This window comes from Embleya sp. NPDC001921, from assembly GCF_053594475.1.
Window position 1 is genome coordinate 215,235 of the sequence record NZ_JBSFEO010000010.1, and the last position, 13,572, is coordinate 228,806.

The 13,572-nt window shown below is 68.5% G+C and carries 10 protein-coding genes; 5 read left to right on the forward strand and 5 right to left on the reverse strand.

Annotation, left to right across the window (positions count from 1 at the left end; translation table 11 throughout):
* Positions 1 to 209: 209 nt before the first annotated feature.
* The 5 genes from ACWCPW_RS15025 to ACWCPW_RS15045 all read left to right on the forward strand — a co-directional run bounded on the left by ACWCPW_RS15025 (position 210) and on the right by ACWCPW_RS15045 (position 5,550).
* Positions 210 to 785 carry a hypothetical protein gene (locus ACWCPW_RS15025; protein WP_449761951.1) on the forward strand — a complete coding sequence of 192 codons (576 nt, stop codon included), beginning with the start codon at positions 210 to 212 and terminating at the stop codon, positions 783 to 785.
* Positions 786 to 984: 199 nt separating this feature from the next.
* The gene (locus tag ACWCPW_RS15030; RefSeq protein ID WP_449761952.1) at positions 985 to 2,208 is read left to right on the forward strand and encodes a hypothetical protein; all 1,224 of its coding nucleotides are present in this window, start codon (positions 985 to 987) and stop codon (positions 2,206 to 2,208) included.
* Positions 2,209 to 2,379: 171 nt separating this feature from the next.
* A complete protein-coding gene (locus ACWCPW_RS15035) occupies positions 2,380 to 2,841 on the forward strand; it encodes a hypothetical protein (protein ID WP_449761953.1) in 462 nt (153 codons plus the stop codon).
* Between the two features lie 271 nt (positions 2,842 to 3,112).
* Positions 3,113 to 4,501, forward strand: coding sequence for a transposase (locus ACWCPW_RS15040; RefSeq protein ID WP_449761954.1), 1,389 nt, complete (start codon positions 3,113 to 3,115; stop codon positions 4,499 to 4,501).
* The gene (locus tag ACWCPW_RS15045) at positions 4,498 to 5,550 is read left to right on the forward strand and encodes a hypothetical protein (protein ID WP_449761955.1); all 1,053 of its coding nucleotides are present in this window, start codon (positions 4,498 to 4,500) and stop codon (positions 5,548 to 5,550) included. The genes ACWCPW_RS15040 and ACWCPW_RS15045 overlap by 4 nt, the downstream gene beginning before the upstream one ends.
* Before the next feature lie 1,288 nt (positions 5,551 to 6,838).
* Here ACWCPW_RS15045 and ACWCPW_RS15050 read toward each other — a convergent pair.
* The 5 genes from ACWCPW_RS15050 to ACWCPW_RS15070 all read right to left on the reverse strand — a co-directional run bounded on the left by ACWCPW_RS15050 (position 6,839) and on the right by ACWCPW_RS15070 (position 13,366).
* The gene (locus ACWCPW_RS15050) at positions 6,839 to 7,930 is read right to left on the reverse strand and encodes a HesA/MoeB/ThiF family protein (protein ID WP_449761956.1); all 1,092 of its coding nucleotides are present in this window, start codon (positions 7,928 to 7,930) and stop codon (positions 6,839 to 6,841) included.
* Positions 7,931 to 8,145: 215 nt separating this feature from the next.
* Positions 8,146 to 8,328, reverse strand: a complete 183-nt coding sequence (locus ACWCPW_RS15055) for a hypothetical protein (protein WP_449761957.1) — start codon at positions 8,326 to 8,328, stop codon at positions 8,146 to 8,148.
* Between the two features lie 1,191 nt (positions 8,329 to 9,519).
* Positions 9,520 to 10,779: a cytochrome P450 gene (locus ACWCPW_RS15060; RefSeq protein WP_449761958.1), complete on the reverse strand. Its 1,260-nt coding sequence runs from the start codon at positions 10,777 to 10,779 to the stop codon at positions 9,520 to 9,522.
* A complete protein-coding gene (locus tag ACWCPW_RS15065) occupies positions 10,776 to 11,558 on the reverse strand; it encodes a thioesterase II family protein (RefSeq protein WP_449761959.1) in 783 nt (260 codons plus the stop codon). Before ACWCPW_RS15065 ends, ACWCPW_RS15060 begins: the two co-directional genes overlap by 4 nt.
* Entirely contained in the window at positions 11,555 to 13,366 is a 1,812-nt protein-coding gene (locus ACWCPW_RS15070) for a non-ribosomal peptide synthetase (RefSeq protein ID WP_449761960.1), read from the reverse strand. The genes ACWCPW_RS15065 and ACWCPW_RS15070 overlap by 4 nt, the downstream gene beginning before the upstream one ends.
* Between the last annotated feature and the right edge of the window lie 206 nt (positions 13,367 to 13,572).

The following is a 13,572-nucleotide window of genomic DNA, read 5'->3' on the forward strand; positions in this document are numbered from 1 at the left end:
CCGCCGCCGAAGGGTGCCGCGTTTATCCGAGTTGAAGTTCCCGGAACAGGGTGGGATGGGCAGGTGTCGAGTTCTCGCGGTGACGGACGGCCTGGGATCCACGTGAGGACCGAGGATGGCGAAGCTGGTCTCGGTCCCCACAAGCCAGGGCTCACGCGATGTGCGCGAGGTGATGGCTACGTGGCTTGTCGACGTCCTGGGAGAATGTGGTGATCGTCGCTGTCGAGGCCGTTCTGCCCTCGCACGCGGTCCGTCTCGCCCGGGCTCTGAGCGTTTCGCTGGATGGCGCCGTCGTGTCCGAGGCAACGTTCGCGTTCGGCGATACCCCGGTGAAAACCCTGGAGGCGCACGCGCGGCGCCTCGAAGCTCTGTCGGTGGCCATTCGCACGGCCGCTGAAGCCGATCCGGGCGGTCTCGTCGTCGTCGGCGGCTTCCGTCTGACCACCGTCACCGAACACGCCGTCCGTCATCACCTCGTCGGCGCCGAGGTGTCCCGTCGGCTGTCCCGCCTGGCCCCCAACCTGATCGAACCCACGCTGACGGTGCACGCCGCCACACCCGCAGGCGCGCTGCGACGCCAGTTACGCCTGCAACCGGACCCGACACCCTGGGAAGAACACCTGAGAGGGAACGAATCGCGATCGGAGCGAGCGGCCAGGCTCCTGGCCCACCTCGTCGCAACCGATCGCAAGGGATTCGTGGTCAGGACCCACAGCCCGATCGAAGCGACCGTCACCGCGATCACCCGTCTGATCAGGGCGCATCGACTGGACCCGGAGCAGTGAGAAACCGCACCGATTCCTGGTTCCGCGGGTGTCCATGGACTGGCCCTTGTCGTGGTGCCTTGCCGCGAACATGCCTGCGAGGCAGACTGTCGCTCTGGAGGGTGATCGGCACGAACTGGCCTATGCCTAGCAGGACTTGTGGTGTTGTGGAATCGTCCCGCGGGGGCCGCCGGGTCGTGTGCCGACTTCGGTGATCGCCGTGCATGAGCGGACGGTTCTCCAACAGGAGCAGGGTCCGCCCGAGCGGCTGGGAACGTCTGTGATGGGTCCTATCGTTCGCGGCATGTCAGCTATAGGACTATCTCTCGAGGTCTCCGGCGAAGGGGACCGGCACGCGGCGCACTCCGAGATCACTCGCATCATCCATGAGTTCATCCACCGCTACACCGGCATCGATCCGTATCCGAGCGCATCCGAGTATCGCGGGGAATGGATCAGCGTCAGCGAGGACGTGGACGACGACTTCGGATGGTGGTTCTGGAACCCCGGAGGATGCTGCTCTCGTTCGGAGGCGGTCTGGTGCCACTGGTTCGAATTGGCCCTTGCCGCCGAGTGGGAAGCCATCGAGCGGGTCATCACCAGGGTTTACGGCCTGAGAGCCGCTCCCCCGAGGTCCGACCTGGGCGCCCTGCTCGCCGGCAAGGACCGCTTTCTCTTGCTTCGAGGTGACCTGTGGACGGTCTGGGAGGAAGGACTGGGTGGCGACGACGCGCACGTCGCGGTCGCCGACTTGACGCCTGAGGAACGCGCCCAACATGCCGCGGCACTCGAGCGTTGCCAGTGCCCGATCTGCCCGATGCTGCGCCTCGACCCGGAGGCGGCCCGGGAGATATTCGCCCAACTCGACGACCCCGAAACCGCAGTCTCCGCCGCGTGGTACCTGTCGCGGACGCACCCGCCGTCCTTCGGGACGCTGACCGCCCTCATCCGGGCCGGGGAGTCGAAATCCCACGAAATGGCGACTACGTTCGAAGACTATGTGAGGCGACTGCCGGATGCCTGGCCACAGTTGATGTCCCTGCTTCCCGGCCTGCGGGGCTGCCGGCGTGGGCTCGCACTGTACGCGCTGGACGCCGCTGTGCGTGACGACGCCGATCGCAAGGTACTGCTCCGGGAGTCGCTCACCGCACTCGCCGCCGCCGAAGACGATCCCGAAGCCGCCGAGGCCGCCATCGCGCTCCTCGGTAGGAACAGGTGGCCCGTTCCGGGGTTGACGGAAGAGCTGTGCGCGATCCTCGATCGAGGCGCTCCGGAAGCGCTTCGCATACAGACGATCGTGGCGCTCGCGAACCTGCACGGCTTCGAGGCATGCGCACTCGATCCGGCGCTCCGCACCAGGTTCGAACGCGAGATCGAGACAGGATCCGTCGTGGGAACAGTGGCGAACTTCTTCCTGGAAGCACCGAAGTTCACCGATTCGTAGCTCCACCGGCTCGTGTGAGCGCCGGAGCCTTTCGGTGGTGTGAGGGGACCGAACGAAACAACCTCCACCCGGCTGTGGCCGCGTTCCGGCGAGGCACGAAAGGGTGGTTCGCTGCCTGCCGTCCGTGTCGGAGTAACGTCGACTGTCCCGAGACCACTCCCCCACGCACGTGTGCGGCAGAGGCACATCGGGACGGTCGGCGTCACGCAGGGGGCCTACCGGAGTACGCCCGAAAACGAAGCCCTCGCGGCGGCGGAGCCCGACGATCCGGCGGCCGGGGACGGCGGCGCGCCCGCGGAGACGGACCCGGACGGGGCGCAGGTGGTCAGCGAGCGGGCCGGACGGCTGGTCCTGAAGACGTTGGCGGGCGCGGGCGGGTCGGACGCTTTGTCCAGTGCGCGCGAGGCGGTGTCCGCGCACCACGGCAACAACTACCTGCCGCTGTTGGAGGGGCACTACCGCAGCGGTCGGGCGGCGTTGTTCACGCTGCTGGACGCGGTGGGGTTGGGGGCGACCAGCGCGGACCGGGCGGTGTTGGGCGTGGTGGAGTTCATCCGCGCGAACCGGCGCGGACCGGCGAGTTCGTCGACGAGCGGGTCACCGTCGAGCGGGACGGGCGGCAGGTCGTGCTGACACGCGACGTGGGTTTCGCGGGCGAGGGGTGGCGCCGGGTCCTGCGGGATCCGCGGCGACCGGGGAAGCTGGTGCGCCGCCACTTGGAGGTGTGCGTGTTCTCCTACCTGGCCGCGGAGTTGCGGTCCGGGGACATCGCGGTGGCCGGGTCGGACTCCTACGCGAATCTGTACGAGCAGCAATACCGACCTGGTGCTGGAGGGCGGACGCCCGCAGCTCAAGCGCCGCAAGGGGGGACCGGCGGCCGTCCGCGCCGGCGTTGGAGACGGCGGTGCACGAACGGCTGCCGGAGCGGGCGCTGCTGGACATCCTGATCCGCACGGCGTACCTGCTGAACTGGCACCGCCATTTCGGCCCCGCGTCCGGGGCGAACCGCAAGATCCGCGACGCCCTGCGCCGCTACGTGTTGACCGTGTTCGCGAACGGGACGCTGCTGGGCCCGGCGCAGGTGGCCCGGCACATGCGCGGCCAGGTCTTCGTGCACGAGCCGGCGACGACGGGGAACAAGCACGCCGATCCCAACAAGATCCACCGGGCGTCGGCGGACGTGATCAACGCGTTCTCCAGGCTGGACGTGGCCGGGATGTGGGGCGACGGGAACGTCGTCGCCGCGAACGGCACCCAGATCGAGACGTGGGAGAACAACCTCCTCGCCGAGTCCCACATCCGCTACGGCGGCTACGGCGGGATCGCCTACCGGCACATCTCCGACACGTACATCGCGTTGTTCAGCCACTTCATCCCGTGCGGGGTGCGGGAGGCCGTCTACATCATCGAGGGCCTGCTGCAGAACGACTCCGACCTCCAGCCGGATGCGGTGCATGCCGATACGCAAGGCCAGTCGCTGCCGGTCTTCGGACTTGCCGCGCTACTGGGCTTCGACCTGCTGCCGCGGATGCGCAACTGGAAGGACCTGACCTGCTACCGGCCCGCCACAGTTGTGCGGTACGAGCACATCGACTCGCTGTTCGGCGACGACGTGATCGACTGGCGGCTGATCGAAACCCACTGGTCCGACCTGCTGCGCACGGCGATCTCGATCCGCGAGGGGCGGCTGTCGTCGGTGACGCCGCTGCGGCGGCTCGGCAACAACTCGCGGAAGAACCGACTGTACCGGGCGTTCCGGGAGCTGGGCCGGGTGATCAGGACGGTCACGTTGCTGCGGTACTTGTCGGATCCGTCTCTCCGGGAGCAGATCACCGCGATCACCAACCGGGCCGAGGCGTTCCACGGGTTCTCCGCCTGGCTGATGTTCGGCGGGAGGCTGATCGGCAGCAACGACCCCGAAAATCAGGAGAAGATCGTCAAGTTCAACGAGCTGCTCGCGAACTGCGTGATCTACTCCAACGCCTGCGACATCACCGCGGCGGCGAACGCGCCGGCCGCCGAGGCGCACCCGGTCGACCCGGACGACCTGGCGACCGTATCCCCGTACATCACCCATACCATCCGCCGGTTCGGCGACTTCGCCCTCGACCTGACCCCGCCCGAGCATGAGCCCGACACCCGGCTCGACCGACCTCGCCCCGGGCGCGCTGTTCCCCACCGGCCGGGGGTGAATCTGGCGACCCCCCCGGGGTCGGCGCCTGGCGTAGGCGGCGTGGCGCCACGGCACCTCATCATGAGTCTGTGCGGGCCCGGTAGGACAATGCCCCGATGAGACAGACGCGTTGGGCGGATCCGGGCACGACGACGTACCCCGGCGAGTATTTCTCGGGTGCACTGCAGGTCGTCGTTGTCGCCGGCCGGGCTCTGCTGGCCGGGATGTACTGCTCCGTGGAGGGGTTCCAGCGTGTGGAACTGCGTGACGCCTCCACCGGTGAGGTGGTCGATGTCCACGGCCTTGGAGACAAGGAGTGGTGGCACGACCCGGCTGACCACTTCACCGGCTTCACCTGGCAGGGCAGCCCGTTCGTCCTGCACATCACGGGTCGCCCGCGCGGCTGTCGCGTCTTACGGGTGACCGGAGACGGCTTCGAGCTCGTCGGGCACGTCGTCCCGGGCCTCACAGGTGACGACATGTTCGTCGAGGCTGCGGCCCCTGCGGTTATCGCCGGGCAGTTGGCCATCCTGGCGTGTGAGCTCGACGGCGCTCCACGCACCACGACGTTCTACAGCGCGTTTCATGACGATCGGGTGCTCGGGTTGTGGAGCGTCCCTCGGGGATGGAAGTGTTCGCGCTTGGTGGCGGCCGGCGGCCGGACGTACGCGTGGTTGGAGCCGCTCCTGTCGGACGCAGCCTCCGCGGAGGAGCGGTGGCGTGCGGCTGTCGAGCACGGCGGCCTGCTCTGGGACGTCACCTCGGATACTCCCGTCGGACTGCCACTACCGGTCCCCGGCCTCGACCATGGCATCTGGGGTCTGAACCAGCGGCCTGTGGCCTTGTTCGGGGCCGAACATCAGGTGTGGGATCTGGCACGGCGGGAGCCCCTGGGCCCCGGGCTGGGAGACGTGGATCTTGCAAACCCCCGGGTCGGGTTGCTGTACGGGCGGCCCGTCCTCGCAGGCACGGTGCAGGAGTCGTTGCGGGTCTGGGACATCGGCGCCGCGCAGTTGCTCGGGACCACCGACCTGCCGGACGCACCGATCGCCACCGCGGTCGGCCCGAACGGCACCGCCTGGGCCATTACCCGCACCGGATACGTCGGCACCCTCACCCTGACGCCCGCCCAAGTCCACCCATCGACCGCCCGACGGGGGCTGCTCTGACGAAGGACTGCCGATCAGAAGGGGGCGTATTCGGCCGATTGCGCCCCCACCCGCCGATCCATTGACGCCAAGCAGTCAAACCGGGGCATAGATTCACAGCGATCCGATAACGCAGGGGGGTTTCGACCAAGTCGAAACCTCAACCCGGCGAACTTCCCGGTCACACCGGCAAGGGCGGGATTCGGCCGCAGATGGTCGGCAACGTCGGTGGTGACGCCCATCGTTCGCGGCATGTCAACGACCGGAATATCTCCCCGGCTGCGCAGCGGCGGGTCCCGGACGCGCGCCGAACGCCGCCGCGTGTCTCAGGTTGGGATCTTCCCCATTACGACGGCCAACAGGCGCTTCGCCTGGACACACGGGTCCGACGTGTGGGTCGCGTCGCTGAACGCCAGCGAGACGGTGCCGCCCTTCCACGCGGTCGACACTCCGCACGCGTCCGGAGCGGACGGGTCGGGAGCGTTCACCTCGACTCTGCGCCCGGAAGCCGTGTAGAAGCTGGGTTGTGGCTTGGGAGTTCCTCGACGAAAGGCGACCCGCACGACGACGGCGGAAGAGTTTCGCATGACCTCGGTGAGCCTGTCGGCGGCCCGACCGGCCATCTGGAGGTCCCCCGCCCTGCCGGAAGGGAACGCGCTCCGCGCCGGCTCGGGTGGGGGACTGTAGCCGGCGTTGAATTGCAGGCTCGACCATTTGCACACCCGGTCCCACCCGTCGCGCCGGTCCGCCTTGGGCAAGGCCGGTGAACCGGGTTGGCGAAGGTCGGCACTCGTGAGCAGAGCGCAAGGGTCCGGGATATCCGCGGGATCGGGTGGACTCGTGGTCGAGGTGCTCGACTCCGGGGTCGGATCACTCGAGTCGATGGACGGTTGTGGCGCGACAGTGCCAGGGCCCTCGAGAGTAGGCGGGCTCGACACTCTCGCTTCGTCATGCCCCCCGCGCTCGCAGGCCGTGGGAATCAGCATCAGAGCGGCTGCCATCAACCCTGAACGCAGCAACGCGGGGCGCTGACGGATGGTCGTCACCTCTACCCCCAGGATGGGTGCGCCCTCGGCCCGGAACGGTTCCCGCCGCCGGTTTACGAGAGTCCTCGACTGCGAAGCCTGTCTCGTACCGGTCGAACGGCGCATGGAAAAAGCCGACTTCCGGAACGGCCCCGGCATCGTGAAGACCCTGGCGCCTCGGCACGACCATCGTCCGTGCAGCGGTCGCGAACGATGGGAGCGACAACCTGAATGCACGCGTCCCGTCAGCCCGCGGCCCGAGGCGCGCCGGCTCCGAGGGGACTTCACGCTTCGTCGTCGGCGCAAATGCTCGGGAGTTGGGAGCAGTATGGGCAAGTCGGGCTTCTGTCGATCGTTCGCGAGCGAAACTCCATGGGCCAGAAGTCGATTTCGACGACTCGATGCCCGAGTACGGTCTCCATGCCCAGCAGATGGCGCAGTGCCTCGAGCGCGAGGATGTTGCCCACGATGCCCGTCTGGGGCCCGATGACGCCCCCGTGGGGTCGTTTCGGAACCAGCGGTGAAGCGGCATCCCTGCCGTGTTCGCGGCCGAGGACTTCGGTCAGGCAGTGCCGGCAGGGCGTGACGCCGGGAACGACCAAGGCTCCGAGCACGCCGACGTGGTGTGAGTATCCGCCCGCTACCAGGTGGGGGATATCCGGGAGGCAGGCCGCCGAGACCGTCTGCGCCATTGCCGCGACGCTGGGCTGGTCGGCGCAACCGACCACCAAGTCGCAGCCGGTCACGAGGTCGGCCAGGTCGGCGGGCGTCGCGATGAATCGGTCGACCGCGGTCACCTGGATGTGTGGATTGGCTCCGCGTAACCGCTCGGCGACGACCTCGCTCTTTGCACGTCCGACATCCGCGGTCGAATACACGAAGCTGCGCGCGAGATTGCTTACTTCGACCCGATCGAAGTCGCATACGACGAGCTTTCCAACGCCGGCGCCGGCAAGCGCGTGGGCGACCACGCCGCCCAACCCGCCGAGCCCGCACACCAGCACCTTCGCGTTCCCGAGGCGTTGCTGCGCTTGCGCGGCTCCGACGCAGTCGATCAGATCCGCGTCACACAGCTCCTGGAACAAGCGCAACTGTCGGTCGTAGTATCGGGCTTGCCGGGGAGGAAGTCGTTCGAGCTCCTCATCCAGGTTATCGACAGCGCTGAGTAGTCCTTCCGTGTCCAACGTTCTCAGCGTCGAGCACAGGAGCTCCACGGATTCGTCCGAGTCGCAGTTGGTTCGAACGAGATGGGCGATCGAATTGGTTCCGTCCAACAACGGAATGATATCGATGATCGTCGCGGGAGCGGAAAATCTCTTCACGCGTCGGCTCGACGTGCAGATGAACAACAATTCACTCTGGGTCCGTTCGACCACGACACCGTCACGAAGTCGTGGACGCCAACTCAAGGCGTCGCCGCCGCCTCTCATGCGTGGTGCCTCTCGTGAAAGTTCCGTCGTGTGCCGCGACGCGATTCGCAGTCTGCCGCGACCGGGACGGTCGGGCCACCGCAGGAGTGGTCGGGCCATTTGTCCGCCGGTTGCCGTACCTGCCTGATTTTGTTTCTCGTAACGACTGGCGAGCGAGGTTGTCAACCGCCCGTGCTGCATTCGCCCGCGACTCCGATGTTCAGTTCTTCATCGCTTATCTTCGAAAGAGTCGGCGAGTTCGCCGACAAAGCGGCCGCTTGGGAAGCTGCGGCAATCTGCATGCCTCCCGTGAGCAAGAGCGCGGCCAAGGCGACCAATGCGGCGTTTCCTTGCGGACGGTTCATCGCGTTCTCCCCGTGACGGGTGATGGAGATCTACGTTCGCATATCCAATGGGGCGACTATCGACCCCACGGCACTCCGGAGGGCGCTTGGCGCCGCTGCAAATCGTCCCGAACTCCGACTCGAAATACAACAGCCGGCCCGCATGTTTCGATTCTGCGTCGAGCTCGCCTGAACACCCCCTCAGGAAATAGTAAAAATGCGTCAGACTCCCAGCGGTTTCGACGCCTACCACATTGTCGAAACTGCTGGGAGCGAGGAATCGGTTCTATGTCGACGGGGTGGGGGATGCCGACGGAGTTGCGCGCGCAGTCGGCGAAGCCGAAGGTGATGTGCTCGGGTGGGTGCCTGGGGTGTCCGAACTCGTCGGGGTGGGGGAGACCGACGGGGTCGGCGGCGACGTACTGGTCGGTGGGCGCGAGGTGGGGGCGGCCGTCGGGCGCGCCGATTCCGAAGTCGTCGGGGCCGCGGGTGTCCGAGGGGCGGTTGCGCGTCTCGGCGTGGGCACGTGGCGGGTGGCGGTGGGCCGTGACGGGCGAGCCGTCGGTCGAGGCGAGGCGACGAGTCCGGGTGACGAGGAAGCGCGCGGTTTGGTGGTCGTCGACCGGACCGTGGCCGGGCTTGACGTGCGCGGGACGCTCGCCGGCAGGGTCGGCGCGGTGCTGAAGGGGGCCGAGGCGACGGGTTCGACCGCGGTCGTCTCTTCCGGGAGGGGTTGCCCCGCGGTTCGATCCGGTACCGCCGATCTGCTCTCGGGAAGAGGCGACCGGCCGGCGGACTCCGATCCGTCGAGCATCACCACACCGGCGAGGCCGGCCGGCACGATGAGGCCCGCCAGGATCGGCGCGACGATCGCCATGCGCCCGCGCCGGCGTCTGTGTCTGGCGCGAGGACGAGCGGGCCGCAGGCGAAGGAGATGCCGGGTTCGCTTGTGTCGTGGCATCTCGGTACCTCGTTCCGGCTGGTCGGCTGGTCCCCGCACGACACGTCGTGACGTCGGCCCGATGGCCAAGTCGGATTCCTGCGGGCGCGGGGCGCGTTCCGACGGATCGCCGTCCGTGCGGCGACTTCGACGCGATGGCGGGTCGTGCCGTCGTGAGAGGGACCACGGGCGAGCCCGAAGCCGGGCTTTCACGGACCACGATCGTCGACTCGCCGACACAGGGCTCGGACAAATACGACCGAAAACATGAACTACGTGACGATTCCTGTGCCCAGTTCGACCGGGAGCGCGGTGAGAAACCGGAAATTGATCGTCGGTTTCCAGGTCAGGGGGGTGTCCCACCCGGCTCGCAGACCGGGGGCTCGGTCCAGCAGCACTTCGAGGAAGATCTCGCTCTCGGAGAGTGCGAGCGGCGCCCCGAGGCAGTAGTGCGCGCCATACCCGAAGGAGAGGTGATCGGTGGCCCGTCGGGTCACGTCGAGGCGGTCGGGTTCGGCGTAGACGAGGGGGTCGCGATTGCCGGATCCCAGCACGAGCAGGACGGTTTGACCGGCCCGGAACCGGGTGTCCAGGTATTCGAAGTCGGCGCGCACCGTGCGCGCGACGAACTGCACCGGGCTGTCGTAGCGCAGCAGTTCGTTGACGGCGCCGGGGAGCAGTTCGGGCCGGTCCCGCACGAGGGCGAGTTGATCCGGGTGTTCGAGCAGAGCGTGCACGGCGTTGGCGAGGAAGTGGGTCGTGGTGGCCTGGCCGGCGTCTATGAGCAGCAGGAACGCCGCGAACGACTCGTCGTCGGTGAGGTCGCCGGAAGCGTTCGTGAACAGGTTCGGAAAGGAACCGCCGACGGGGCAACCGCCCGACGTCCCCTGAACACCCGGATCCCGCATGCCCCGGAAGAGCGCGTGCAGTGCCTCCACACGAGGCAGTTCGCGCGTCGACTGACCGAAGAACTCGTCGAGCAGACTGTTCCAGCCGCTCAGCAGGTGTCGATGGGACCCGGGTACGCCCAGCAGCTCGGCGATCATCGTGGAGGTCAAGGGGTCGGCGAGATCGCGCAACACGTCGACGGGTCCGTCGGGCAGGCGGTCGAGCAGTTCGTGCAGGCGTTCGCGCACCACGGCACGCCAGGGCCGGACGGCCCGTCGTCCCAGCGGTTCACGCAGCGGCGCTCGCAGTCGGGTGTGTTCGGGGGGTTCGTTGAACAGCATCATGCGCGACAGCGGATCCGCCAGGGGAGCCAACATCCGACGGCGATCCGGGGGGAGCCGGGAGTTGTACGCGGTGACGCGGTCCTCGGACAGCTCGGGATGGCGCGACAGACGGCGGATGTCGGCATGGCCCATGATCGTCCACGCCTGCAACGCCCGGTCCCAGTGCACGGGGCCCGCCTCGCGCAGACGGCGGTACAGCGCATAGGGGTCGCGGGCGTGTCGCGGCTGGTAGAGGTCGACCAGCGAGGGCAGGGTGTCCTTCCCGGCCGGCGGGCACGGCGCGGCGGCGCTCGCGCTCACGCCGCCGCCAGGGAAGTGCCGGCCGAGTGCGCCGCGAGGTCGGCGAGCAGGATCCGTCGGAACTCCTCGGGATGCTCCCACGGGAAAAGGTGCCCACCGGGGAAGTGGCGGATGTGCGGCGAACGCACGAGCGCCGCCCCCCAAGCGCTCAGCGCCGGAGCGTCCACGAGGGGATCGTCCAGGCCGCCGTACACCACGGTCGGGCAGGCCAGGGGCCGTTGGGACAGGTGGGGGACGGTGGCAGCGAGCGCCAAGTCGGCGCGCAGGGTGGGCAACAGCAGTCCCACGAGCTCGGGAATCGCGAGGACAGCGGCGCCGATCAGATCGAACGCGCGTAGGAACTCGACGAACTCCGTGTCGGCGAGGTCGTCGGTGCGCGGCCACGGCGGGGGCAGATGCGGTGCGCGATGCGCGGAGACGATGAGCAGGTTCGGCAACGGGCGGCGCCGGCTCGACATCTCTTGTGCGAGCGCGTGCGCCAGTCCCGCCCCCATGCTGTGGCCGAAGAGGGCGTACGGTCGAGAAGCCGCGATCGGTTCGAGTTCGGCCGCGAGGTCCGCGACGAGTTCGACCGGACGCGTGTACGGTCGCCGCCGTACGAGTTCCTCGCGTCCGGGCAGGTGCGCGGCGAGCAGCCCGAGACCGGCTTCGGCCAGGGACGGGCCCCATTCCTTGAACGCCCGGGCCGAACCACCCGCGTAGGGCAGGCAGACCAGGACCGGGTGGCGGGGATCGCTTCCGAGGTGGTTGGCAGGTGTGAGCAGCGACGAGGGCTTCATGCCGGCCGTCGCCCCTCGGCACGGTGGGGCAGGACCGCGTCGCCGAGTTGCTCGGCGAGGCCGTCCGCGGTGGGATCGGTGAAGAACGCCCCGAGCCCGACGTGGACCCCGAACCGTCGATGCACGTGGGACAGCAGGTCGGCGGCGTTCAACGAATGCCCGCCTTGATCGAAGAAGTTGTCGTGGATGCCGATCGCCGGGATGTCCAACACCTCCGCGATCAACGCGGCCACGATCCGGGCCCGTTCCGACGCCGAGTCGCGTTCGCCGGGGTCGCCGGGGTCGTGCGACCGGTCGTCGGGGGGCGGCGCGACCCGCAGGGGCAGCGGGCGCGTCGCGAGGGCCGCGCGATCGGCCTTGCCATGGGGCGTGAGCGGTATCGCGTCCAGGACGACGACGGTCGAGGGTACGAGGTGTGCGGGCAGGCGCTCGGACAGGGCTCGGCGCACGTCCCGCTCGATGGGCGTGTGGCCGGGTTCGGCGACGATGAAGGCCACCAGGCGCCGGTCGCCGCCCGGTTCGCCGTGGGCAACCGCGGTCGCCTGTCGTACTTCGGGCAGCGCGGTCAGCGCGGTTTCGGTCTCTCCCGGTTCCACCCGTTGGCCGCGGATCTGGATCTGGTCGTCGAGGCGGCCGAGGTAGAGAAAGGATCCGTCGGACAGTTCGCGGACCAGGTCTCCGGTGCGATACCAACGTCGGACGTCCTCGGGCGGCTCCGAGAGGTGTTCCACGAACCGTTCGGCGGTGAGCCGCGGCTGGTCGAGGTACCCGTGGGCCACGCCGACGCCGCCCAACAGCAGTTCCCCCACTGTGCCGACGGGCACGACCTTCAGGTCCGGGTCCACCACGCGCACCGCCGTACCCAGCACCGGACGTCCGATCGGGACGCGACCGTCCTCGATGCGCGCCGGCGCGTACGTGGACCACACGGCGCACTCGGTGACGCCGTACAGATTGGCCAACCGGTGCCGGTCGGCCCACGCGTGTACCAGTTCGGCGGGGCAGTCCTCTCCCGCGACGCCCAACAGGCGCAGCCGAGGGAAGTGTTCGGGGGTGAGGACCGCCAGGACCGAAGGCACGACGATCGCGTGGGTGATCGACTCCCGCAGCACACCGGCCAGTGGTTCGCCCGGTGTCAGGTCCTCGCGCGGGTACACGCACAGTGTCGCGCCGTGCGCGAGCGCGAGGGTGAACTCGGCGATCGAGGCGTCGAAGGTGAGCGCCGCGAACTGTAGGACCCGGTCGCCCGCGTGGATGTCGAGCGCTTCGCGTTGTGCGTGCGCGAGGTTGGCCAGGCCCGCGTGGCCCACGACCACACCTTTGGGGCGCCCGCTGGAACCGGACGTATGGATCACGTAGGCCGCGTCCTGGGCCGTGATGGTGATCCCCGGGTCGTCGGCCGGGTGCGACCCCGCGTCCTCGGGGTCGACCACCAGGCGCGGGTGTACGGGTAGGGGAGCCGTACTCGCGTCCGAGGACCGCAGGACCAGTGCCGCACCGCTCTCCGCGATGATGTCCGCCGTCCGGCGGGAGTTGTCGTCGACGTCGACCGGCAGGTACACGCCGCCCGCCTTCCAGATGCCCAGTGCGCACGTGATCAGGTCCGCGCCGCGCGGAAGGCCCACCACCACGCGTCCGCCGCGCTCCAGGCCGCGGGCGAGGAGCAGTCGGGCGATTCGATTGGAATTCGCATCGAGTTCCGCGTATGTGACCGAGTGTTTACCGGCGGAGACGGCCACCGTTTCGGGCGCATTGCAGGCGACGGCCGAGACGAGTGAATGGAAAGGGAGAAACGTGTCGTCGAGCATGTTCCTACTCCCGGACAGCGATGCGTAGAAATGGCGGCAGGCGACCGATGGTCGGTCGCCTTTATCCGTCGCGCAGAAAAGAAAGGAGGAAATGCGCACCGGTACCCCGGACATCGCCGGTGATCGCCGTGCGGGGGCCCAACAGGGCCCGTACGTGCGGGTCGGCGACGAACACCGCAGGGGCGGTGTGGATCGCAGCAGGAGGA